The following is a 24,824-nucleotide window of genomic DNA, read 5'->3' on the forward strand; positions in this document are numbered from 1 at the left end:
AAAATTATTTTTAAATTTTCTATTTTTCCAAATCCTTAGAATATTTGATACTCCGTTATTGAGCACTTTCTTAAAAAGAGAGCACATAAAAATGCTCCGTTTTAGCGCAATTAATGCACCATTATGGATAATTTAGCTGATAAAATCTTAACTTTTAGTTTCTTAAAATCAATGTAAATCATGACAAATACATTTTAGATATATACACAACTCATTGTTGTTGTTTTAAATTTCCCGCAAATTATGCCTTATACTGCGCAAAAATTAGGATCACATAGAATAAGAATAGATTTTTTCTAAAAACTTTAGTCATTATTAGGATGCTATCTTCAGCTTAAGAAATATTCTAGGCATAGACTATAAGCAATATTTACGTAATCCAGCTGATGGCAGCTTGTATCAAGCCAGAATCAATAGATTGATTCACAATGTTATCTTAAAGATTAAGCAAAAGTTTTTATGTTAGACAGTAAGCTCTTTTTAAAGTTGCATTTAAGCCCTCTTCCATCGAGAGAAGGACATCGTTGAATATTTCGTCATATTTCAAAATGAAAATCAGGCATTAAGGACTGGATTTAGTGTCTGAAACAACAGCAGTATAGAGCTTTCCATTATGCTTTAATAATCCAAAAACAATCATTTTATCAGCAGCAGCTCTTGCAGTTACACCAAGCATGAAAAACTTTAGCAATTTTAATTGGCTATTTGCAATTCAAGGTTGAGAGTTGTTAATTTGATTTTTTACTTATATGCTTATTTTTTCATGCCATGATTGTAGGTATTATATAGATAATATACTCCACAAGCCTTTGAAAATGAAACTTGCAGATGTGCCATTTTATATTGATATGATTTGCCAAGACCTTAGTTATGATGACTTTATGGAATACCATCAAGGGTTATTTGAAGGCATCTGTAATGATGAAGAAATATCTAAAAAATTTTCCACAATTACAAACTCACACCAAAAATTCATTGAAGTATTAAAAAACAATGAAGATTTTTGGGAATTTTTTGATGTCGGTTGCGCGAAGTGGGCTAGTAGTTTGGTTGTTATGGCTCATAGTCAATGTGATGATGTGCGAATGAGAGCGGCTAAAAATAACAAGTTAATTGCACATGATTTAATGAATGATAAAAGTCCTGATGTTCGGGCTTCCTGTATATATGCTTCAACAAAGATTTCAGATGTACTTTTAAACGATACACATCACTATGTTCGTGCTGTAGTTGCTGTGAAAAGTGAAGAATATGGTTTGAAATTAATGAATGATTCTTCTGACTTTGTACGAGAGTGGTGTGCAAAATGGGAGGTGTGTGCTAGACAGTATGTAAATGACAAAAGTTTAAAAGTTAGATGGAATGCGCTGTATCAGCATAAAAATCTAGCTGAACTCTTTATCAACGATGAATCGGCTGATATTAAATTATTGTGTTTTCATATAGACAAATCTTTTGCATCAAAACTAAAAACTGACCTAGACTCTAAAATTCGCAAAAACGTGTTGGTTGAACTACCTGAAATGGCTGAATACTTCTTAAATGATGAAAGCGAAGATATTAGAAACTTAGCACTTAACAAGTTAAATTCAACCAAGTAATGCAAATAGCCTTTTAATTGAATTTTCTTATTTAATTTACAATTGGTTAGCTTCATTTTCCTAGATTAGCACATCGCGAATCTAGTACAGCCCTTAAAAAATTAATATTCTACGCTCAGCATTACATGACAAAGGTTTTTTAAATCCTTATATATGCTGTTCTTGCTGAGATTCTTCTGATCGTTGAATAGTTTCACGAATATTTACTAATGCAATTTCAATATCACGAATAGACTTGGCATTGCCACCACTCAGGGCTTGTCGCCATTTACGTGCACCTGGAAGATTTTGAAATAAACCTAAAATATGTCGAGTAATAATCGAAAGAGGCGCGCCTTCGGCTAAACGTTTTTCGATATAAGGCATCATCTGTTGCATGATGTTAAATCGATCTGGCATGTCTAAGTTCCAGAATTGTCCAAACTCCGCAAGTAAATAAGGATTATGATAGGCTTCACGACCAATCATGACGCCATCTACATGTTGCAGGTGTTGTTGTGTTTCCTCAAAGGTCTTGATGCCACCGTTAATTTCAATGGTCAAATTTGGACGTTCACGTTTTAAACGATAGACATCTTCATAGCGTAACGGAGGAACTTCACGATTTTCCTTCGGTGATAAACCCTGCAAAATCGCGATGCGAGCATGTACCACAAAATGAGTACAACCAGTTGCAGCAACAGTATCTACAAAATGCAGCATTTCTTCATAGGACTGCATATCATCTATCCCAATTCGATGTTTGACTGTTACAGGGATAGAAACAGCTTTTTGCATTTGGTCAATACATTCAGCAACAAGGTTGGGTTCAGCCATTAGACATGCGCCAATTTTATTGTTTTGGACACGATCGCTTGGACAGCCAACATTTAGATTGACTTCGTTATAGCCCCAATCTTCGGCCATTTTTGTGCAGGTTGCTAAATCTTGAGGGTTTGAACCACCGAGTTGTAAGACCAATGGATGCTCTTGTGAATTAAAATCTAAGTGGCGTTTAGCATCGCCATGAATAATCGCACCTGTCGTTACCATTTCGGTATACAGCACAATATTGGGATTAAATAGTCGTGCAAAAAAACGATAGTCTCGGGTTGTCCAATCCATCATCGGGGCAATGCTGATTCTTAAATCTTTAGTATTTTCAATTTTTTCTGATTTAATCATTAAAAATCATCCATATAAGTTGATGTTGATACTAAATTATTTGCAACCATCGAGGCCTAATTTGCACCGTTTCGATTAAAATCTATACCATCTTTGAGCCACAAAGGCGCAAATTTTATGGTGTAAATTTTGCGGGTACTATACCACAATGAAAACTTAAGGATGGAACAATGCGTTATCGTGTGGAGATCAGAATTAATAAAAAGGATTTCCTGTATTTAAAGAAAGTCAGACATTTTTTACCAAGCGTTTGACTGGCTTTTAAATCGATAAGCATGAAGCAGAAATTGATAAAATCCAGAAATTTTATTTGAGTCAACCAAATTCGATGGGGATAAGATGGATAAATTAACCCATTTTTAACCCACAGAAAGCAAAAATGTAGTCAAACTATGTCGAATTGCATCGGACAAACAACCAAATAAAAAAGCCTTTAAGTATTGAACTTAAAGACTTTTTTATATTTCATCGGATTGCTCCGAATCGAATTTTGGTGGAGGTGGCGGGAGTTGAACCCGCGTCCGCCAGCACTACACTCGAGAATACTACATGCTTAGATATCGTCTATTGTTTTAACACCAAGTGACCCGACGAACAGGGTACAAGTTGCGATCCTCTAAGTTTGGTATAAAGTCCCGAGGCTTGACTCTATACGGACTTGTGTGCGTGCGCTACAGTCGGGTTCCTAAACCACAAGTATTCTAGGAAGCGGACAAGCTGCCCTTAGGCAGCTAGAGCGTAAGTTTCGTCGTTTGCGACTATTAAAATGCAAATTTTATTTACGAGAGAAAATGCGCTCTCGGCATGCATCTATGAGCTTCATCACCAGCGTCGAAGCCAATAACACCCCCAGATGAGTTCATACATCATAACACAGGCGGCAAAAATTGCTATGCAATTTATAACCAACTAGATTCTACTGATGTATTTAACATGATAATTGAGATAATATTTTATTTTTCAAGTCTATCTATAACAAATATGAGCTATTTACTTGCACTCGATCAGGGAACGACTTCTAGCCGCGCGATTATTTTTGATGAACAGGGACATGTTCATGCAACCGCTCAACGCGAAACAAAAATAAGAACCCCGCATTCAGGTTGGGTCGAACAAGATGCCGATGAAATCTGGTCAAGTCAGATAGCAGTGGTACAGCAGGCTTTAGCCTCTGCACATGTCTTGGCAAAGGATATTAAAGCGCTAGGACTGACCAATCAGCGTGAAACGACGGTGGTATGGGATAAATGTACTGGCAAAGCACTAGCACCTGCAATTATTTGGCAGGATCGTCGTGCGGCAGACTGGTGCAGTGGCCTAATCCAGCAAAAATTGCAGGATAAAGTCCATCATAAAACAGGACTGAGAATCGACCCCTACTTTAGCGCAGGCAAATTGGTCTGGCTGCTTGAAAATGTAGACGGACTAAGAACACTCGCGGAGCAAGGGCGTGTTGCTTTTGGAACGATCGATAGTTGGTTGATCTGGAATCTAACTCAAGGTGCAGAACATGTCATTGAAGTCAGTAATGCTTCAAGAACCATGCTCATGAATCTTCAGACTCAAAGCTGGGATGAAGAGTTGCTCGAATTGTTTCATATCCCGGCTTCGGTTCTTCCAACCATTATTTCATCTGATGCTTATATAGCTGATACAGCACCGGGGTTACTGGGTAGCACCATTCCGATCGCGGGTGTTTTAGGTGATCAGCAAGCCGCCCTATTTGGACAGTCATGCTTTGAAATAGGTACAGCAAAAAATACCTATGGAACAGGATGCTTCATGCTGTTTAATACTGGCGAGGAATTACAATTTAGTCAAAATCAACTGCTGACCACACTGGCATGGCAATGTCAGAATCAAACCCGCTATGCGCTTGAAGGGAGTGTATTTATGGCTGGCGCAATTGTACAGTGGTTACGTGATGGTTTGGGCATTATTCAGAGCAGTGTTCAGGTTGAACAATTGGCCAATCAGGTCAAAAGCAGTGAGGGTGTAGTATTAGTTCCCGCTTTCACGGGCTTGGGTGCACCACACTGGGACAGTGAAGCACGTGCGTTATTGTGCGGGATGTCACGGGGAACCAATAAAGCACATATCGCGCGGGCGGCGCTTGAATCGATTGCTTTTCAAGTGTCGGATGTGCTTTGTGCCATGCAGTCAGATTTATCCCAACCTTTAAAAGAATTACGAGTCGATGGTGGAGCAAGTCAGAATGATATGCTGATGCAATTTCAGGCAGATATTCTCAACGTCCCTGTATTACGGCCTAAAATGCTTGAATCAACGGCTTGGGGGGCGGCCGCGATGGCAGGTCTAAAATCTGGCATTTTTTCAAATCTCAACGAAATCGCTGAGTCTTGGCAACTTGATCGTGCCTTTGAACCGCAAATGAACGAAGATGAACGTTCTCACCATCTTAAACGATGGCATCATGCGTTAAAACGTGCCAAATCAGATTTATATTGATCGTAAATTTTTATCGATTATTTCTATTTATCAAATTAGTGTCGCTTTCAATATATTTATGTGTGAGCTTTCATTATTACTTTTTAATTCAGAACTAAATCCAGTAAAAATTGATTTATTTAAATTCTTTTTTACCAAATTTTAGCCAAATGACACTAAAGTAATACCATGATAAATTTATATTTTTTTATAAATGTTTCAGACTTGTGAAATATTATTACATTCCTTAAAACAGTTTTTAAGGTTCAGGCGATAGCATCATTCCGCCAAGCAAATACATTGTTATTGATATGTGTAAATAATGTAAGAACGAGTTTGAACGATGATTTATGACGGACAAGTAGCAGATAGTTATCAAACACAGAATGCACCGCAAGTGACTGTGACTGAAAACAGGGAAAGATCAGCACCGTTTTCTTTTGGGTCGGATGGTTCACGTAGCCAGATCGATATCCACAAATTCGTTGCTAAATTAAAAAGTATCAGTGGTAACTACAGCACAGCAAAATGTGCCAAAAGTGTTCGTATCGCTTTGCAATCTGCGGGTGCTAAGATCGTCAGCCACCCTATTGCTGCTTCTGACTGGGGCGATACTTTAACCAAAATTGGTTATCGACAAATTCAACCTGAGTTTGATCATCCTCAAAAGGGTGACATTTATATTATTAAACGCACCCCAAATCATGTGTATGGACATATTGCGGGTTACAGCGGTAGTCAGTGGATTTCTGATTTTAAACAGCAAAGCTACGATGTATATAAAGATAATAATGTCACATATACCTATTATCGCCCGTTGTAAGCTTTAAATAGTATATTGATGATGAACGAAGCTTATTTAGGCTTCGTTTTTTTCATGTCTAATTTTTTCAAAACTTCAGCCGCTGCAATCATGCCAAAGCTGGAAGTCACCATTACCGATGAACCATAGCCGCCACAGCGTAAACCCGCACTCGCGCATAGATTGTTTTGTAAGGTAGGTTGTTCGAGCGAATAAATACAGGTCATCCCGAATTTTTCTTTTGGCTTTTTACAAATTCCTTTAGCACGTAATTGACTGCGTAATTTTGCCAACATCGGATCTTGCTCAGTTTTGGACAGATCAGCCACTCGAATTTTAAGCGGATCAATTTTTCCACCTGCCCCGCCTGAAACCACGAGCGCAATTTTATTAAAACGACAGTAAAGCATCAAAGCCAGTTTAGCTTTGACGTCATCAATACAATCTAAAACCACATCAGGTTTTGAGGAAAGTATTTCAGCAACATTGTCAGTTGAAAGAAAATCATCGATCACATTGACCTTGATCCGCGGGTTAATCTGACGACAGCGTTCCGCCATCACTTCGGCTTTTTCCTGCCCCAAAGTTGAAGATAGCGCAGGCAACTGACGATTAATATTGGATGCAGCTAGTACATCCATATCTACCAGTGTCAATTCGCCAATCCCTGTACGTGCAAGTGCTTCCACAGCCCAACTTCCAACACCGCCAATTCCAATCACCATAACATGACTTTTTTCATAATGAGTAAACGCATCATCACCATATATCTTGGCAACGCCTGCAAAACGGCGGTCATATTCATCGGCTTGGAGTTCAGTCATTACATCTTCTTTCAGGAATTTTTCAGCATGCTATTTTACTGGGTTTAATTTGAGAATGTTAGTGCCTGAATTTGACAACCGCCGTCTTGCCGTGAAGAAGGCGGTTAAAGGAACTGAGTTATTTTTATGCTGCAATCAAATTGCGCAATACATAATGCAAAATACCGCCTGCCTTAAAGTATTCGACTTCATTTAGAGTATCAATACGGCATAACACTTTAAACTGATCGGTTGAGCCATCTTCACGTTTCACCGTGATACCCAGTGTTTGATGGGGTTGAATATCATCCGAAAGTCCAGAAATCGACAACTGTTCTTTACCTGTAAGATTCAATGCTTGTCGATTTTGTCCATCGACAAACTGAAGTGGCAGCACGCCCATACCCACCAGATTTGAACGGTGAATACGCTCAAAACTTTCTGCAATGACTGCTTTTACACCCAAAAGATTGGTGCCTTTTGCCGCCCAGTCACGTGATGAGCCTGTACCATACTCTTTACCTGCAACAATGACCAATGGCGTTTGATCTTCTTTATATCGCATGGCTGCATCATAAATCGCCAATTTTTCACCTGTTGGAATATAAATGGTATTACCACCCTCTTCACCACCAAGCATTTCATTTTTAATACGGATATTGGCAAATGTACCCCGCATCATCACTTCATGATTACCACGACGCGAACCATAAGAGTTAAAGTCTTTAGGCTCAATTCCATGTTCCTGTAAGTAACGTCCCGCTGGGCTGTCCTTTTTGATATTTCCCGCAGGAGAAATATGATCGGTGGTAACTGAATCGCCCAATACGGCTAAAATTCGTGCTGAATCAATATTGGTGATGGATTCTGGCGGCTGATCGATACCCTCAAAGAACGGTGGATGACGAATATACGTCGAATCATCTTCCCACTCATAGGTTTTACTTTGTGGAATTTGGATCGATTTCCAACTCTCGTCGCCCTCAAATACAGCCGCGTATTCCTTATGGAACATATCCGTATTCACTTTCTGCAAAACTTCTGCAATTTCAGCACTGCTCGGCCAGATATCTTTTAAATAAATATCCTCGCCATTTTTGCCCTGCCCAATCGGTTCAGAAGTTAAATCTTTACGAATGGTTCCCGCCAATCCATAAGCCACAACTAAGGGAGGAGAAGCTAACCAATTGGTTTTCACCAAAGGATGTACACGACCTTCAAAGTTACGGTTGCCAGACAAGACAGATGCGACATTTAAGTCATATTTCTGAATCGCGGCCTCAATCGGATCTGGTAATGGACCAGAGTTACCAATACACGTAGTACACCCATAACCCACAAGGTTATAACCTAATTCATCCAGATATGGGGTCACACCCGCAGCAGCCAAATAATCAGTGACGACCTTAGAACCCGGAGCCAGAGAGCTTTTTACCCACGGTTTACGTTGTAAACCTTTTTCAATGGCTTTTTTGGCGAGTAAACCTGCGGCCAACATCACACTTGGATTCGATGTATTGGTACACGATGTAATCGCTGAAATCACCACATCACCATGATGCAGCTCATAACGTTCGCCATCAATCACACAATGGGCTGTTTCAGGTTCAAAATTGGCTTGCTGCGCATCAACCGCTGTTCCACCACCGCCTTCATTTTCTAAACGCTCTTTTTCAGGCTTTGTTGGCTTTAAAGTCAAATCCATGACAGCTTGAAACGTTTCAGGTACTTTGGCCAATATCACACGATCCTGTGGACGTTTTGGCCCTGCCAAACTGGCCTCAACCGTTGCCATATCTAGTGTTAAAGTATCAGTAAAGACAGGTTCATCATCTGCATTACGCCACAAACCCTGTTCTTTGCTATAGGCTTCGACCAACCCAATACGATCAGCTTTACGTCCTGTTAAACGCATATAGTCCAGTGTAATATCATCTATCGGGAAAAAACCACATGTCGCACCATATTCAGGTGCCATATTGGCAATCGTTGCCCGATCTGCTAATGGTAAGTCCGCTAGACCATCGCCATAAAACTCCACAAATTTACCCACGACGCCTTTTTGACGAAGCATTTGGGTAATTGTCAGCACTAAATCTGTCGCGGTAATCCCTTCTTTTAATTTTCCTGTCAGTTTAAATCCGATTACTTCTGGAATCAGCATCGAAATCGGTTGACCTAACATCGCAGCTTCAGCCTCGATCCCACCGACGCCCCAGCCCAATACGCCCAAGCCATTGATCATGGTGGTATGTGAATCCGTTCCGACCAAAGTGTCGGGAAAAGCAAAGGTTTGCCCCTGTTCTTCACCCGTCCAAACCGCTTGAGCCAGATATTCCAGATTGACCTGATGGCAAATCCCTGTTCCGGGTGGCACTACACTAAAGTTATTAAATGCAGACTGTCCCCAACGTAAGAACTGATAACGCTCACCATTACGCTGCATTTCAATTTCGACATTTTCTTCAAAGGCATGATCATTGGCAAAATGATCAACCATCACCGAATGGTCAATCACCAGATCAACAGGAGAAAGTGGATTAATTTTTTCAGGATCTCCACCCGCTTTGGCCATAGCAGCACGCATTGCAGCCAAATCGACCACCGCAGGCACGCCTGTAAAATCCTGCATTAGCACACGTGCAGGACGATATTGAATTTCCTGATCCGATGTTTTGGTTTTTTGCCAATCGACTAAGGCATGGATATGCGCAGCGCTTACCGTCTGATCATCTTCAAAGCGTAACAAATTTTCTAATAATACTTTTAAGGATTTGGGAAGCTTGTGAATATCACCGAGCTTCGGGGCTGCTTGTTGCAAGCTAAAAATCTGATATTGAGCTGAACCGACATTGAGTGTTTTTAAAGCATTAAAACTATTGATTTTGCTATAGCTGGCCATGCGGCTATCCTCCGGTTTGGCTATGTTCTTTTAAAGTTTCATTGGCTTCTTTTAATGTATGCCACTTTTAAAATTAGAATGTTTTCTTTTGGTTATACTTTTGAATGTACTTGTTTTTTATTGCGTTAGTTGAAGTGCGTTCAATGAATTTTCCCATACTTTTTGGGCAACAGTTGCTTCATCGATGGCTAAACTTGCCGCTAAACCCTGTAATACATAAGGCAAATTCACAGGCGTATTTCGGGTTCGATGTTCGGTCGATTGTTGGCAACACAATGGCGTCATATCGGGACAATCGGTTTCCAGAACCAAATGTTCAAGTCCAACTTCTGCAACGACACGATGCAGTTTTTTCGCATTTGGATTGGTAATTTGCCCAGTAATACCCAACTTAAAGCCAAGCTGAATAAAAGCTTTGGCTTCTTCGATGCCACCACTAAAAGCATGTGCGATACCGCCCAACTTAAAGTGTTGCTGTTTTAAAATCTGTAACACATCTGCATGTGCTTTACGAATATGCAATAACACAGGTTTGTTAAACTGCGTTGCTAAATTCAGTTGATCCGCGAAATATTGTTTTTGTTTCAGATAAAGTTCTGGCTGTTTATGCTGTGGCAAAAAAGTATCAAGTCCGATTTCCCCGACAGCAATACAAGACTCTTGTTTTAAAATTTGTTCCAATCGCTCCAAATGATCTGGTGCATGCTGCTCAATATAAAAAGGATGCAGCCCTGGAGCCAAATAGCTGATAGGGGCATGCTGTAACTGATTTAATTCATGTTGAATACGAATCAAATCTGCAAATCTGGACTCGCTAAAGCCAATTAAAATCAGTCTTTCAACACCAACAGCTTTGGCTTGTTGTGCCAGTTCCTTCCGATCAGGATCAAAATCTGACACATCAAAATGCGTATGCGTATCAAATAGTGAAAAATGCATCCCTTAACTCTGTGGCTTATGATGCTGTGCATTCACCACAGGCTCAGAAGCTGCCTGAGTATGTGGTAAATATTCAGCTTTTAAAATACCGTTGAGTTGATCATAAGGAATCACCAAACGTGGTAAGCCTGCTGAATAAGGCCCAATTTCATATTCACCATATTGTAAAATTAAACCTTGCTCGCCTAATAAGAAATTATCTGAAAGCTTAAACTTCCAAGCTTGTTCATAGTCATTAACATTATCCGCAAGTTTAGAGTCCATCACCCATGCTTTAAAAGCATCATGTGCTTTAGCTTCCAGTGCCTTTCTCTGATTGGGCAAGAGCAAATCATTCAGTTGAATTTGCTTTTGTTGCTTCAAATCAAAGTTGTAATACTGCTGTGCCGAAGAACCATGCGCACCACCTAAATAGCTACTGGTGTTTAAAACCACAGTCGCGATCGGTTCTTGAGATTTTAAAATCGAGGGTTTAATCATGATATTAATCTGATGATTGGCACTCAACGCTTTTAATTCTTTATCCATCTCGACAAAAGATTGAACATAGGGCTCAACTTGTTTCTGCATTTTTTGCTGGTCAGATACAGGTTCTGAACTCGCAGCAACATCATCTGATTTCGATGGATTCGTTGCAGGTGTTGAAGCCGCCTGCTCTTTTTGATTAATCTCTGAAATATCCAAAATTTGTTTTAAGTTCTTTAAAATTTCCCGATCCATGATTTGATCAATAAAAGGGAAATTACTCTGTAAACGTTCAACCACAAACTGAGGACAGTTCTTGCCTGAACAATCTGGCAAATTCACAGCTAATCGTACAGATGACCCTTCAAGTGCCAACACTTGTGGTTGCACTTCAGAAGCTGCATTTTGCTTCTGGTCAGTATCTTCAGGTTTAGACTTGGGCTGACAAGCAGTGAGCAATAAAGCACAGACCGCAACTGTCAAACTAAGTTTTGCAGTAGATTGTTTTCTTTGTGGAGCTGGAAACAGCGAATATTTAGATTGCAACATTTGTCATTGCCTAACAAAAAATAATTTTCAATTCATGCTAATGTAACTTGATCATGCTTGACCAGTATTGTGTAAATTTCAATACAGATTAAAACATTTTGTGATAAATCTCAGGCTGTAACAATGTTTTAGTTTGCGCTGTTGATAAATAAATATCAAATTGACCCGCTCGTTTGCTAATTTGATTGGCACGATAGTGCAGTCCAATTCCTTCGCTATCAAAAAACCAGTCCGCCTGTCCCCAATATAATTTTTTCGGCGCTTCGGCCTGTACTTCAGCCGATTGTTGCTTCAACCATTTTTGATAATGATCCTGAACAATTTGATTCATGTTACTTTGTTGATTCTTCTGTAAAATATCTAAAATATTGACTTCTTTTTGCAGTTTGCGATTGGCCACAAAGAAATAATAACGATCCTTGACGATGACCTCTTCCTGTTTTGAGTTTAAAGCCACTTGCAAGAGTACATATTCATTGCGCTGCGAAGCGACTCGCGTGGTGATATGGAGCTCATAAGCCTGATTTTTAGAATACTGATCCTGCCAATTATCGGATTTAGCAACATAGGCATTAATGGCTTTTTGCAAATTAATTTTCTGATTTTGACCGATTTGCGCCTGTACCACATACGCCAGCTTTTGCTCAACCCAGCTATTGAGCCAACTGTCTTTGGTTTGAATACTTTGTATATCAATATCAATACAGTTTTTCTTTTCACAAAAAGGCAACGCATATTTGGCTTTGCTTTCCTGAATATCCAAATAAGGTAAAATCTCTGCTTTATCATGTGAATTAGCCGACTTTTCCTGCTCAGCTTTCTGATCATGATCGCTTTTTGTGCAAGCAGCCAGCATGGACAATATCCCGATTAAACCCACCATCAAGAACTGTTTTGTCATCTGCATGATGCTTTCCCACATTGATCAAAGCGTCTACTTTAAAATAAAAAACAGCTTCCCGAAAGAAGCTGCTGCATGCAATTTAGTGTTCGCGTGTACTGCGGAACTCAATATCAGGCCAGCGTTCCTGCATAATTTGCAAATTAACACGACTCGGTGCCAGATAAGTCAGATGACCACCACCATCTAGCGACAATTGATCATGGGCTTTTTTCTTGAAGTCATTCATTTTTTTATCATCATCACAGTAGATCCAGCGCACGGTATTAATGTTGACTGGCTCATAAATACAATCGACTTTGTATTCTTCTTTTAAGCGATACGCGACGACATCAAACTGAAGTACCCCCACCGCACCGACGATCAAATCATTGCTATTTTGTGGCATAAACACTTGGGTTGCCCCTTCTTCCGACAACTCTTTTAAACCTTTCTGTAGTTGTTTGGATTTGAGAGGATCACGCAAACGGACACGACGGAACATTTCGGGGGCGAAATGTGGAATTCCAGTAAAATGTAGCTTTTCACCACTGGTAAAGGTATCCCCAATCTGAATCGTGCCGTGATTGTGTAAACCGATAATATCACCTGGCCAAGCTTCTTCCAGATGCTCACGCTCACCTGCAAGGAAGGTCAATGCATCTGAAATACGCACATCTTTTCCAATACGCACGTGATTCATCTTTAAACCTTTTTCATATTTACCTGAACAAATACGCATAAAGGCAATACGGTCACGATGTTTCGGATCCATATTGGCCTGAATTTTAAAAACAAAACCACTAAAGCCTTCTTCCGTCGCTTCAACGGTACGTTCCTGCGTGGGATGTGCTTTCGGCTCTGGCGCCCATTGAATAAAAGCATCAAGTACATGATCAACGGCAAAGTTACCCAAAGCTGTACCAAAAAGTACAGGCGTTTGTTTACCTTGCAGGAACAAATCACGATCTAAAGGTTCATTGGCCATTTGCACCAGTTCTAACGACTCTTCAAATGAAGCCCAAGCCAATTCACCGACTTTTTCACGAATATCAGCATGATCATAACCATCACGCACTTCGATATCGGTAATGGTTGAACCAAAACCTGCCTTATAGACATATAATTTATCTTCAAGAATATTATAAACACCCGCAAAGTCGCGTCCCATGCCTAAAGGCCATGTAATAGGAACACAGCGAATATTCAAAACATTTTCGATTTCATCCAGAAGTTCTAAAGGCTCTCGAATTTCTCGGTCCATTTTGTTGACGAAAGAAATGATCGGTGTATCACGCATACGACACACTTCCATCAATTTAATGGTTCGTTCCTCGACCCCTTTTGCACCATCAATCACCATCAATGCCGAGTCTACTGCGGTTAGAGTACGGTAGGTATCTTCGGAAAAGTCTTCATGTCCCGGCGTATCGAGTAGGTTAATGGTATGTTGTTTATAGGGGAACTGCATCACTGACGTGGTAATCGAAATCCCGCGTTCTTTTTCCATTTCCATCCAGTCAGATGTCGCTGCACGGTCAGATTTACGGCTTTTTACCATACCTGCAACCTGAATGGCTTTACCCCATAACAGTAATTTTTCTGTCATGGTCGTTTTACCCGCATCGGGATGCGAAATGATGGCAAAGGTTCTACGCGCACTCACTTCTTGCGCTAACTGATCTTTAAACATGTATAAATCTTCATATTGAACATCGTTGCGGTAAACACGATTTGTTACCTAGATGTAAGAAAACTAAAATTGGCGCAATTGTAGCAGAAATAGCAAAAGGATAAATCGCCACATCCGTTTCTGTGGATGAAATCTGTTTTATCCACAAGCTATCTTCGGCAGTCAGCGCCTAAATACCAAAACTGTTTATTGTTTATTGCTTTCTTACATCGGATGTATCCAATACAAATTTCAATGATGATATCTGGTATTTAGCAAAGTTGAAAATCTGTTCTCGACCTTGCTTACTTTTTTTGAAGAAAAAATGAATTATTTCGTCTATTTTCGAATCAATGATTCCGCTAAGATTTAGCACGAATAATCATGTTGGTCGCTGTAGCATGCGCATATAATTTACCGTTTTCGCCACGTAAATAGCCTTCTGAAATCACCAGATTTTTGCCCATATTAATCACCTTGCCTTCAGCGATCAGCTTTTGATTAAATGGCATCGGACGACACATTTTAATAGCTAGATCTGTCGTGCCATACGCCTCTCCTGCCGCCAAAACAGTATGTGTAGCACAACCTGTCACTGAGTCAAGTACTGTGGCAGCAAACCCACCATGCACACCACCTAAAGGATTGGTATGTCGTTCATCCGCAATCGCTTCAAATACAATTCGCCCATGTTCAACTTCAACTGGTTGCATCGGCATGGTTTTCGCAATACCAGGTGCGGGAAATAAGCCTTGAGCAAAGGCCTGCATTATTTCCAATCCTGTCATTTTTTTTAAATCCATGATTCATTCTCTCCTGTGCTACCTTTTTTAAATACTTAGATAATTAAAATCGTATAAATCCTGCTGTATTAAAATGAGCATTCGTCCTTAACATCAGCAGATATCAATACTATACACAATCAAGTTCCAAAAAAGAACTTAATATATAAAAAAATTACTGAACTATCCAAATTATTAAAAAAATTAAATATCAATAATTTATAAAAAAAATTTAAGCAAATTGGTGATTTTCTTTATATATAGCAAGACGATCTACTGAAACAGGCGTACCCAATAGATAACCTTGTAGCTGATGGCAACCTAAACGACTTAAAATTTCGGCTTGTTGAGGAGTTTCCACGCCTTCGGCTGTGACACATAATCCTAATTTTGTTGCTAGCTGAATAATACTTTCCAGAATAATTTTTTCTTTCGAACCTGATTCAAGGTTCACAATAAAACCACGATCAATCTTAAGCTCATCTACAGGTAAATCTTTTAAATAAAGAAAACTAGAATGACCTGTACCAAAGTCATCAATGGCGATACGAATACCCAAATCACGTAAACGTTCAAAAGTGCGAATACTCATATCAATATGACGCATCGCAGTTGATTCAGTAATTTCGATAATTAAATGATTAGGTTGAATATTATATTTTTCTATTAAACTTTCAAGAGTTGAAAATAATTTTTTGTTTTCAAATTGAATTGCAGAAAGATTAACGGCAATCGGATAAAAAGGAATATTATTATGAACCCATTCCTGAATCTGCTTACAGGCCTCTTCAAGCGCCCAATAGCCCATTGGAACAATCAAACCCGTTTTTTCCGCCCCATCAATAAACATATGGGGAGTGAGTAATCCCAATGTTGGATGTTGCCAGCGAATTAAAGCTTCAACCCCACAAATTTTTTGATGAATGGTAAACTTCGGCTGGTAAAATAATACAAATTGTTGCTCATCTACAGCCTTATACAAATCATTGATTAATTTAGACTGACTTTTTGCCTCATCCTGTACGCTGGAATAACTAAACAATGTACTGGTATTACGTCCTTGCTCTTTAGAAATCAACATGGCCGCATCAGCATTAATTAATAAATCTTGTAAATTTGCGCCATGTTCAGGATACATTGCGATCCCCACACTGGCCGATACATTAATTTCTTTGCCAATAATGAGATAGGTTTCCTGAACCTGCTGCAAAATATCTTCAGCTTTTTCCATAGCTTCTGCAATAGTCGAGTTTTCAATGATCAGTAAAAACTCATCCCCCCCTATTCTCAAAAACTTACTTCGTTCATTTAAATGGCGGTAAACACGATTCGCCATCTGAATCAATAACTGGTCTCCTACATGATGACCAAAAGCATCATTGACTGACTTAAAGCGATCCAAATCTAAATATAAAAAAGCAATATTCTGCTCACGTAAACGGTGTTCTGCAAAAATGACTTGCGCATAATCAACTAAAAATAAACGATTGGGTAATTTGGTTAGATTATCTTTGGTTGCTAGACCTGCAAGTTCTTTATTTAATTGTGAAAGTGCATGATTACGCTCCTCCAGCCTGAGTTCTAGAACAGCAACACAAAAACCAGCAACCAAAATCAGGCTAGTCACAAACAGGATAGTAAATAAGAGCAGTCCCTGACCTGCTTCATAAACCATCATGACATGATTATTATGAGTCGAAATGAATGTAGTCGCAGCCATACCCGTATAATGCATCCCCACAATACTGAGCGCCATTGTCACCGCTATTGCTAGTTTTAACCCAGATTTTCGTCCAATTGCACTTTTATATTTGAAAATGAGAAAAAAAGCCAAACCTGAACCACTAATCGCAATGAGTACTGAAAATACAACAATCAAAGGATCATAGACCAGATGATGATTTTCGATCACCAAGCCCATCATACCCGTATAATGCATCCCTGAAATTCCCAAACCCATGAGAACAGAGCCAATCACAAGACGAGGCAAAGGTAAAGTTGGACGTGACGTTAACCAAAGTGCGAACAGTGAAGCTACTGCTGCAATCAGGTAGGACAATATGGTTAAGCCTAGATCGAAAGAATAGCCTTCAGGTAAATGACAGGCAAACATCCCAACAAAATGCATCGACCAAATAGCAAAGCCTAAAATAAGACTACTGGAAATTAGAATCCATTTTTCAAAATGCTTGTAGGTGTCTTTAAAAATTAATTGTTCTGTAGAAATGGCTACATAGCACACGATGACAGCGACTAGAACTGAACCGAGTACAAAGGTATAGTCATAATCAACATGTACCATACAAAATTTCCATGGTTATTAGATACTTGTTTTTATTTTGAAAGCTAAATAAACAGCCCTCTCCCTGCTCACCTTTACCTTCTTAACATCAAGTTTTTGATGTCATTAAACAATACCACTATCACTGTGAAGGTCAAGTTTTTTTTACCTTAAAAATCAACAGAATAAAAACACAAATTTGATGGGTTTTATGAATTAAATCACGGGTTTCCAACAACCCTGTGATAAAGAAAAACCCTGCAATTTGCAGGGTTTTTCAGAAACTCAACTCAAATTAGTTCTTTTCTTTGTCTACGATTTTATTCGCTTGAATCCAAGGTACGAAAAAAGATGGAAGCACTGCTTTCATCTTTTTGAGGCACGTAACAATAAACATAAAAGACCCACTCAAATAAAGTGGGTCTTGGCATTCAAATTAATTGATTCGAGAAATTAGTTCTTCTCTTTATCAACAATTTTGTTTGCTTGGATCCAAGGCATCATCGCACGAAGTTTATTACCCGTTACTTCGATACCATGAGCAGCATTTTGACGACGACGTGCAGTCATAGAAGGATAGTTCAACGCACCTTCCTGAATGAACATTTTCGCGTATTCACCAGACTGGATACGTTTCAAAGCATTACGCATTGCTTCACGTGATTGATCATTGATGACTTCAACACCCGTTACATACTCACCATATTCAGCGTTGTTAGACACCGAGTAGTTCATGTCTGCGATACCACCTTCGAACATCAAATCCACGATCAATTTAAGTTCGTGTAAGCATTCGAAGTAAGCCATTTCTGGAGAATAACCCGCTTCTACCAAAGTTTCGAAGCCCATTTTCACCAATTCAACCGCACCACCACAAAGAACCGCTTGCTCACCGAACAAGTCAGTTTCAGTTTCTTCACGGAAAGAAGTTTCGATGATACCCGTACGACCACCACCTACGCCTGAAGCGTAAGAAAGCGCCACATTACGTGCATTACCAGAAGCATCTTGATGGATTGCAATTAGATCTGGCACACCAGAACCACGTTGGAATTCTGAACGTACAGTGTGACCTGGTGCTTTAGGCGCAACCATGATGACATCCAAGTCTTTACGTGGAACAACTTGGTTATAAAGAACAGAGAAACCATGAGCAAATGCTAAAGTCGCACCCTCTTTGATATTCGGCTCAATTACATCACGATAAAGTTGTGACTGGAATTCATCTGGGGTCAAGATCATGACTAAGTCAGCTTGAGCAACTGCTGCTGGAACTTCAGAAACTTTCAAGCCTGCATTTTCAGCTTTTTTCCAAGAAGTAGAACCCGCACGTAAACCCACGGTGACATCAACGCCAGAATCTTTAAGGTTAAGCGCGTGTGCATGACCTTGTGAACCATAGCCAATAATGGCTACTTTTTTGCCTTGGATGATAGATAAATCACAGTCTTTATCGTAAAAAATTTGCATCTGTTGTCTCCATGAAAACTTTAAAATATGTTGAGTATTTCCCCCTCACCCTAACCCTCTCAAGGAGAGGGCACTTCTTCTCCCTCTGGGAGAAGGTTGGGATGAGGGTTTTTAAAAACTTAAATTGTTAAAACCTTTTCGCCACGTGCGATACCAGATACACCTGAACGAACCACTTCCAAGATCGTATTTTCTGCAAGTGCATCGATAAAGCCATCAAGCTTATCGGTAGTCCCTGCAATCTGAATGGTATAAGTCGTTGGCGTTACATCGACGATTTGTGCACGAAAAATGTCCGCAGTGCGTTTAATCTCAGCACGAGCTGCACCTAAGGCTTTCACCTTGATCAACATCAATTCACGCTCAATATGAGCACCTTCTGAAAGATCAACGACTTTCACCACTTCAACCAGTTTATTCAGTTGTTTGGTAATTTGCTCAATCTTGTGATCATCACCATACGTGGTCAAGGTCAAACGAGATAAAGTTTCATCTTCAGTTGGCGCAACATTCAATGTTTCAATGTTATAGCCGCGTTGACTAAACAAACCAACTAGACGAGAAAGCGCACCAGCTTCGTTTTCAACGAGTACAGAAATAATATGTCTCATTAGGTACGCTCCCCTTTTCCTAACCACATGTCTTGCATAGACTGACCTGCGATTAACATTGGATAAACATGCTCAGTACGATCAACCATGACATTAATGAACACACATTTATCATTAATGGCCATCGCTTCAGCCAACTTGGACTCAAGTTCATCTGCATGCTCAATGGTAATGCCAACATGACCATACGCTTCCATCAACTTGGCAAAATCAGGTAATGATTCAACATAAGAACTTGAATGACGACCTTCGTAATTCATGTCCTGCCATTGTTTAACCATCCCTAGGGCGCGGTTATTCAGGCATAAAATTTTGACATTTAATCCATATTGCTTACAGGTTGATAATTCCTGAATACACATTTGAATCGATGCTTCACCCGTGATACACACTACTTGCTGATCTGGGAAGGCAAGTTTTGCAGCCATTGCGTAAGGTAAACCAACACCCATGGTGCCCAAACCGCCTGAGTTGATCCATTGACGTGGACGCTTGTATTTATAATACAACGCACCAAACATCTGATGCTGACCAACGTCAGAAGTAATAATCGCTTCACTATTGGTAACACGATCCAATGCTTCAACCACTTGTTGTGGTTTCATCACACCATTTTGACCCGCTTCATAGCGTAAGCCATGAACTTTACGCCACTCATTAATCTGAGACCACCAAGCAGCAATATCTTCTGAATTTGGCTTCGACACATTCATTTGCTTAAGCTGCGCTAACATTTCCTGAAGCACAGGTTCAACAGCACCAACGATAGGAATATGCGCCATAATCGTCTTGGAAATGGTTGCTGGGTCAATATCAATATGAATGACTTTGGCATTTTGACAGAATTTGGCAGGATTATTGGTGACACGGTCATCAAAACGCGCACCAATCGCCAAAATCACATCGGCATTATGCATCGCCATGTTGGCTTCATAAGTCCCGTGCATCCCTAACATGCCCACAAATTGTGGATCATCGCCTGGAAACGCCCCCAAACCCATTAGGGTATTGGTCACTGGATAACCGAGCAAATGCGCAAGCTCAGTCAATAATGCAGATGCATTGCCCTGAACCACACCACCACCCGTATAAATCATAGGGCGCTTTGCAGAAAGCAACTCATCAATGGCTTTACGAATTTGTCCTGAATGTCCACGTGAAGGTGGTTGATACGAACGCATCTTCACTTTTTCAGGATATTCATAGGCAAATTTTTCAGCAGGATTAGTGGCATCCTTTGGAATATCGACCACAACTGGCCCCGGACGACCACTTGAAGCAATATAAAATGCTTTTTTAATAATGGCAGGAATTTCACTGGCATGACGCACTTGGAAACTGTGCTTTACGATTGGACGAGAAATACCGACCATATCTGTTTCCTGAAATGCATCTTCTCCAATTAAATGGCTGGCAACCTGACCAGACAAAATCACCATCGGGATTGAGTCCATGTAAGCTGTAGCAATTGGAGTGACAGTATTGGTTGCGCCTGGACCTGAAGTGACCAGCACCACACCCGTCTTACCAGTTACGCGAGAGTAAGCATCGGCCATATGACCTGCGGCTTGTTCATGGCGTACAAGGTAATGATTAATTTTGTCTTGTTGAAAAAGCGCGTCATAAATATGTAAAACTGCGCCGCCTGGATATCCAAAAACGTGTTCAACGCCCTCATCCGCAAGTGCGCGAACGAGCATTTCACCACCAGATAAAAGTTCCAACGTGATTCACCCTAGTCTTTTGCACCATTTATGGGAGACATAAATAGTGTGTCATTCATTTACTTTCTGCACTGTTATAGCACACATACTTCCAAGTTTTTGCTGTAATAGGAAAAATTTCTAAACTGATCACCGTATAAGTTGTCTCAGCTTCATTAAAGAACTGTTGGGATAAACAGGTCTTGAGCAAAATCACCCTCTCGGCTAGAGAGAATGTCCATTACATACCATGACATTATTCGAAGGGTGATCGAATAAAGGCATATAAAACTAAAGCGAACATTTTTTATGTTTCAACTATTAAAGTCAAGGCGAAATGCTCGCTTTTTGCCGTTTATTTTTTGTGTGTATATTTTTTAAACCAGATTACTTGAAGCTTAATCGATTTATTTACACCATTTATCGCAATTCCTCTTTTCATTTTTGTTCATTTACCGCAATTTAAAGCGTATGATTTACAATCAGCATTACTCAACTTTATTGACGTTTTTTTCGTTATAAAATCAGATTGTTATTAATGGACATTTAGGCTATGAGCAAATATATAGTGTATCGTTCTAAGGTATTTTTTTTAGCACAAAGCGCGCTAATGGCTAGTCTGATGCTATTTGCCACTCAGAATCATGCTGAACAATATTACAAATGGGTGGATAGCAAAGGTTCGACGCACTACACCACCACGCCGCCACCCAAAGGTTCAAAAAAACAAGGACAAGTTAAAACTTATGGGCATACTTCACGCCCTACACAAAATAATCCAGCTCATCCAGAGCAAACTCAGCCAAATACAGAAAATGGCAATAAAAATCAGTCATCAACACCTGCGCCTAACACACCTCAGGTAATGCCAAAATCTGAACAAACCGCACCAAGCGCTGCTCCAGCGACAAATCGTGCAGTTTAAATACCCTCACTCAAATCAAAAATAAATCTCAGGTCTGGATAGATTCCAGATCTGTTTTTTATATTGTGTATAAAATCCCTTGTACAACATGCGCTTTTTTTTTGATTTTGCGCTATGCTGTGCAGCAATATTTTTTAACTTTACATTGTTGTCCTTAATACGTTTATGACTACTCACATTGACCCCGAATATCAAGCAAGTGCTATCGAAGCTCAAGTTCAACAAGACTGGGAAGCTCGCAAGGCATTTAAAGTTGCAGACACTGTTGAAGGTAAACATCGCTACATCCTGTCGATGTTCCCCTACCCAAGTGGCAAACTGCATATGGGGCATGTGCGTAATTATACCATTGGTGATGTGATCAGCCGTTTTCATCGTTTAAAAGGTGAAACAGTATTACAACCGATGGGTTGGGATGCTTTTGGCTTACCTGCTGAAAATGCAGCCATTGCGCATCAGGTTGCCCCTGCCAAATGGACCTTTGAAAACATCGCCTATATGCGTGACCAATTAAAAAAATTGGGCTTGTCTGTGGATTGGGATCGTGAATTTGCAACCTGTACCCCTGAATATTATCACTGGGAACAATGGTTATTTGTTCAGCTTTATAAGAAAGGCTTGATTTATCGTAAGCTTTCAACCGTAAACTGGGATCCCGTTGACCAGACTGTACTTGCCAATGAGCAAGTTGAAAATGGTCGTGGCTGGCGCTCAGGAGCACTGGTCGAAAAGCGTGATATTCCAATGTATTACTTCCGCATCACTGACTATGCGCAAGAGTTATTAGACGATTTAGATACATTAAAAGATGGTTGGCCTCAACAAGTCTTGACCATGCAGCGCAACTGGATTGGTCGTTCTACTGGGATGGACATTACTTTTCCATCGGCGAACACCGAAGTCTACGCCGATGGCATAACCGTTTACACCACCCGTGCAGATACTTTGATGGGTGTGACTTATGTTGCGGTTGCAGCAGAACATCCAATGGCACTAAAAGCAGCAGCGCTCCAATCAGAAGCAGGCGATTCTACACTTGCTGCATTTATTGAAGAATGTCGTATGGGTTCAGTCGCAGAAGCGGATTTAGCCACGGCTGAAAAGAAAGGTATGGCAACAGGTTTATCTGTTAAGCACCCAGTGACAGGCGAAGACCTTCCTGTCTGGATTGCCAACTATGTGTTGATGTCTTATGGCTCAGGCGCGGTCATGGCAGTTCCTGCACATGACGAACGTGATTTCGAATTTGCCAATAAATTTAACTTGCCTATCACCCAAGTGATTGATGCCAAAGGTGCTGACGATGCAGAATATTCTGTAACTGAATGGCAAGAATGGTACGGCTCTAAAGATGGCAAACTGGTGAATTCAGGTGAGTTTGATGGTTTAGATTTTCAAGCGGCATTTGATGCTTTCCTTGCAAAATTAGAGCCACAAGGACTTGCCAATGCCAAAGTTCAATTCCGTTTACGTGACTGGGGTGTTTCTCGTCAGCGTTATTGGGGTTGCCCAATTCCAATGATCAACTGCGAAAAATGCGGTCAAGTACCTGTTCCAGAAGATCAATTGCCCGTGGTATTGCCAACCGATGTGGTTCCAGATGGCTCGGGTAATCCACTCAATAAAATGCCTGAGTTTTATCAAACCACTTGCCCAAGCTGTGGTGGCGAAGCTCGTCGTGAAACAGACACTTTAGATACTTTTGTTGAGTCATCTTGGTATTACGCACGTTATGCATCTCCAGACTTCACTGGTGGTATGGTCAAACCGGAAGCTGCGCAAAGCTGGCTACCTGTCAATCAATATATCGGTGGTGTGGAACACGCGATTTTGCATTTGCTTTATGCACGTTTCTTCCATAAATTGATGCGTGATGAAGGTGTAGTACAAGGTAACGAACCATTTACCAACTTGCTGACTCAAGGCATGGTGTTAGCAGATACCTTCTATCGTGAAGCAGAAAACGGCAAGAAAACTTGGTTTAACCCTGCCGATATCCTTTTAGAAAAAGATGAAAAAGGTCGTATCCTGTCTGCGAAATATTCAGGTGATGGTCAGGATGTCGTGATCGGTGGACAAGAAAAAATGTCCAAATCGAAAAACAACGGCATTGACCCACAAGCGATCATTGATCAATACGGCGCAGATACCGCGCGCGTGTTTATGATGTTTGCCGCGCCACCTGATCAATCTCTAGAATGGTCAGATGCAGGTGTGGAAGGCGCAAACCGTTTCTTGAAACGTGTATGGCGTTTGGCTGCTGGCTTCCTAGAACAAGGCAACCCAGCAACGACGATTGATACTGCTAATCTATCTCAATATGCTCAGGATTTACGTCGTAAAACCCATGAAACCATTCAAAAAGTAGGTGATGACATTGAACGTCGTCATGCCTTCAATACCGCTATTGCCGCATTGATGGAATTACTTAATGCCAGCAATAAGTTTGAAGCAAAAGATGACAATGATATCGCTGTATTACTTGAAGCGATCACGACACTCCTAACCTTGCTTGCTCCATTTGCACCGCATTTAAGTCAGACTTTATTGAGCCAGTTTGGTGTTGATTTAGTTCAGGTCACATTCCCTGTGGTTGATGAGTCTGCATTGACCCGCAATACTCAAACTATTGTGGTACAGGTCAATGGTAAGCTTCGTGGCAAGTTAGAAGTCTCTATTGATGCATCGAAAGATGAATTATTGGCATTGGCTAAAGCATTGCCTGAGGTTCAACAATTCTTAACGGGTCCAACCAAGAAAGAAATTGTTGTACCGAATAAATTGGTCAATTTAGTGGTTTAATTTCCTGCTTAAATCCCCTTTGCTT

At 40.3% G+C, this 24,824-nt stretch carries 17 protein-coding genes, 1 other RNA gene and 1 pseudogene; 5 read left to right on the forward strand and 14 right to left on the reverse strand.

Translation table 11 applies throughout. The features are described 5' to 3' along the window. Positions 1-568: 568 nt before the first annotated feature. Positions 569-670, reverse strand: a pseudogene (locus J500_RS17875) (IS1595 family transposase); the annotation flags it as partial. A 145-nt stretch (positions 671-815) separates the two neighbouring features. Here J500_RS17875 and J500_RS05365 point away from each other — a divergent pair. Further along, on the forward strand, positions 816-1,601 hold the full coding sequence (locus tag J500_RS05365; RefSeq protein WP_004996173.1) for a HEAT repeat domain-containing protein: 786 nt from the start codon (positions 816-818) through the stop codon (positions 1,599-1,601). A 147-nt stretch (positions 1,602-1,748) separates the two neighbouring features. On the opposite strand, the gene dusA is transcribed toward J500_RS05365, so the two are convergent. Further along, positions 1,749-2,765 carry a tRNA dihydrouridine(20/20a) synthase DusA gene (dusA, locus tag J500_RS05370; protein ID WP_004996170.1) on the reverse strand — a complete coding sequence of 339 codons (1,017 nt, stop codon included), beginning with the start codon at positions 2,763-2,765 and terminating at the stop codon, positions 1,749-1,751. A gap of 491 nt (positions 2,766-3,256) precedes the next feature. Beyond that, positions 3,257-3,616: a transfer-messenger RNA gene (gene ssrA / locus J500_RS16975) on the reverse strand. A gap of 130 nt (positions 3,617-3,746) precedes the next feature. On the opposite strand from ssrA, the gene glpK reads away from it, so the two are divergent. Further along, entirely contained in the window at positions 3,747-5,234 is a 1,488-nt protein-coding gene (glpK, locus tag J500_RS05375) for a glycerol kinase GlpK (protein WP_034698605.1), read from the forward strand. A gap of 322 nt (positions 5,235-5,556) precedes the next feature. After that, positions 5,557-6,036, forward strand: coding sequence for a hypothetical protein (locus J500_RS05380; protein WP_004996081.1), 480 nt, complete (start codon positions 5,557-5,559; stop codon positions 6,034-6,036). A 32-nt stretch (positions 6,037-6,068) separates the two neighbouring features. Here J500_RS05380 and J500_RS05385 read toward each other — a convergent pair whose 3' ends face one another. The 11 genes from J500_RS05385 to J500_RS05435 form a co-directional block, all read right to left on the reverse strand. Beyond that, positions 6,069-6,839, reverse strand: coding sequence for a ThiF family adenylyltransferase (locus J500_RS05385; protein WP_004996079.1), 771 nt, complete (start codon positions 6,837-6,839; stop codon positions 6,069-6,071). A gap of 124 nt (positions 6,840-6,963) precedes the next feature. Then, positions 6,964-9,720, reverse strand: a complete 2,757-nt coding sequence (acnA, locus tag J500_RS05390; protein ID WP_004996076.1) for an aconitate hydratase AcnA — start codon at positions 9,718-9,720, stop codon at positions 6,964-6,966. A gap of 117 nt (positions 9,721-9,837) precedes the next feature. After that, a complete protein-coding gene (locus J500_RS05395) occupies positions 9,838-10,659 on the reverse strand; it encodes a TatD family hydrolase (RefSeq protein WP_004996072.1) in 822 nt (273 codons plus the stop codon). Positions 10,660-10,662: 3 nt separating this feature from the next. Further along, complete coding sequence (locus tag J500_RS05400) at positions 10,663-11,673, reverse strand: RsiV family protein (protein ID WP_004996070.1); 1,011 nt, start codon at positions 11,671-11,673, stop codon at positions 10,663-10,665. Between the two features lie 88 nt (positions 11,674-11,761). Further along, positions 11,762-12,580, reverse strand: a complete 819-nt coding sequence (locus tag J500_RS05405) for a hypothetical protein (RefSeq protein ID WP_004996068.1) — start codon at positions 12,578-12,580, stop codon at positions 11,762-11,764. A 76-nt stretch (positions 12,581-12,656) separates the two neighbouring features. Continuing rightward, positions 12,657-14,246, reverse strand: coding sequence for a peptide chain release factor 3 (locus J500_RS05410; protein WP_004996066.1), 1,590 nt, complete (start codon positions 14,244-14,246; stop codon positions 12,657-12,659). Positions 14,247-14,587: 341 nt separating this feature from the next. Further along, positions 14,588-15,028: a PaaI family thioesterase gene (locus J500_RS05415; RefSeq protein WP_004996063.1), complete on the reverse strand. Its 441-nt coding sequence runs from the start codon at positions 15,026-15,028 to the stop codon at positions 14,588-14,590. Between the two features lie 211 nt (positions 15,029-15,239). Continuing rightward, positions 15,240-17,309, reverse strand: a complete 2,070-nt coding sequence (locus tag J500_RS05420) for an EAL domain-containing protein (protein ID WP_034698607.1) — start codon at positions 17,307-17,309, stop codon at positions 15,240-15,242. A gap of 432 nt (positions 17,310-17,741) precedes the next feature. Next, a complete protein-coding gene (gene ilvC / locus J500_RS05425) occupies positions 17,742-18,758 on the reverse strand; it encodes a ketol-acid reductoisomerase (protein ID WP_004990871.1) in 1,017 nt (338 codons plus the stop codon). Positions 18,759-18,877: 119 nt separating this feature from the next. Next, entirely contained in the window at positions 18,878-19,369 is a 492-nt protein-coding gene (gene ilvN, locus J500_RS05430) for an acetolactate synthase small subunit (protein WP_004990873.1), read from the reverse strand. After that, positions 19,369-21,093 carry an acetolactate synthase 3 large subunit gene (locus tag J500_RS05435; protein ID WP_005002924.1) on the reverse strand — a complete coding sequence of 575 codons (1,725 nt, stop codon included), beginning with the start codon at positions 21,091-21,093 and terminating at the stop codon, positions 19,369-19,371. Before J500_RS05435 ends, ilvN begins: the two co-directional genes overlap by 1 nt. 532 nt (positions 21,094-21,625) lie before the next feature. Between J500_RS05435 and J500_RS05440 the strand changes: the two genes are divergently transcribed. Further along, entirely contained in the window at positions 21,626-21,997 is a 372-nt protein-coding gene (locus J500_RS05440) for a DUF4124 domain-containing protein (RefSeq protein ID WP_004996056.1), read from the forward strand. 165 nt (positions 21,998-22,162) lie between these two features. Further along, positions 22,163-24,799, forward strand: coding sequence for a leucine--tRNA ligase (gene leuS, locus J500_RS05445; protein ID WP_004996053.1), 2,637 nt, complete (start codon positions 22,163-22,165; stop codon positions 24,797-24,799). The last annotated feature ends 25 nt before the right edge of the window (positions 24,800-24,824 follow it).

This window comes from Acinetobacter sp. 479375 (genome assembly GCF_000581715.1).
Classification (GTDB): Bacteria; Pseudomonadota; Gammaproteobacteria; order Pseudomonadales; family Moraxellaceae; genus Acinetobacter; species Acinetobacter ursingii.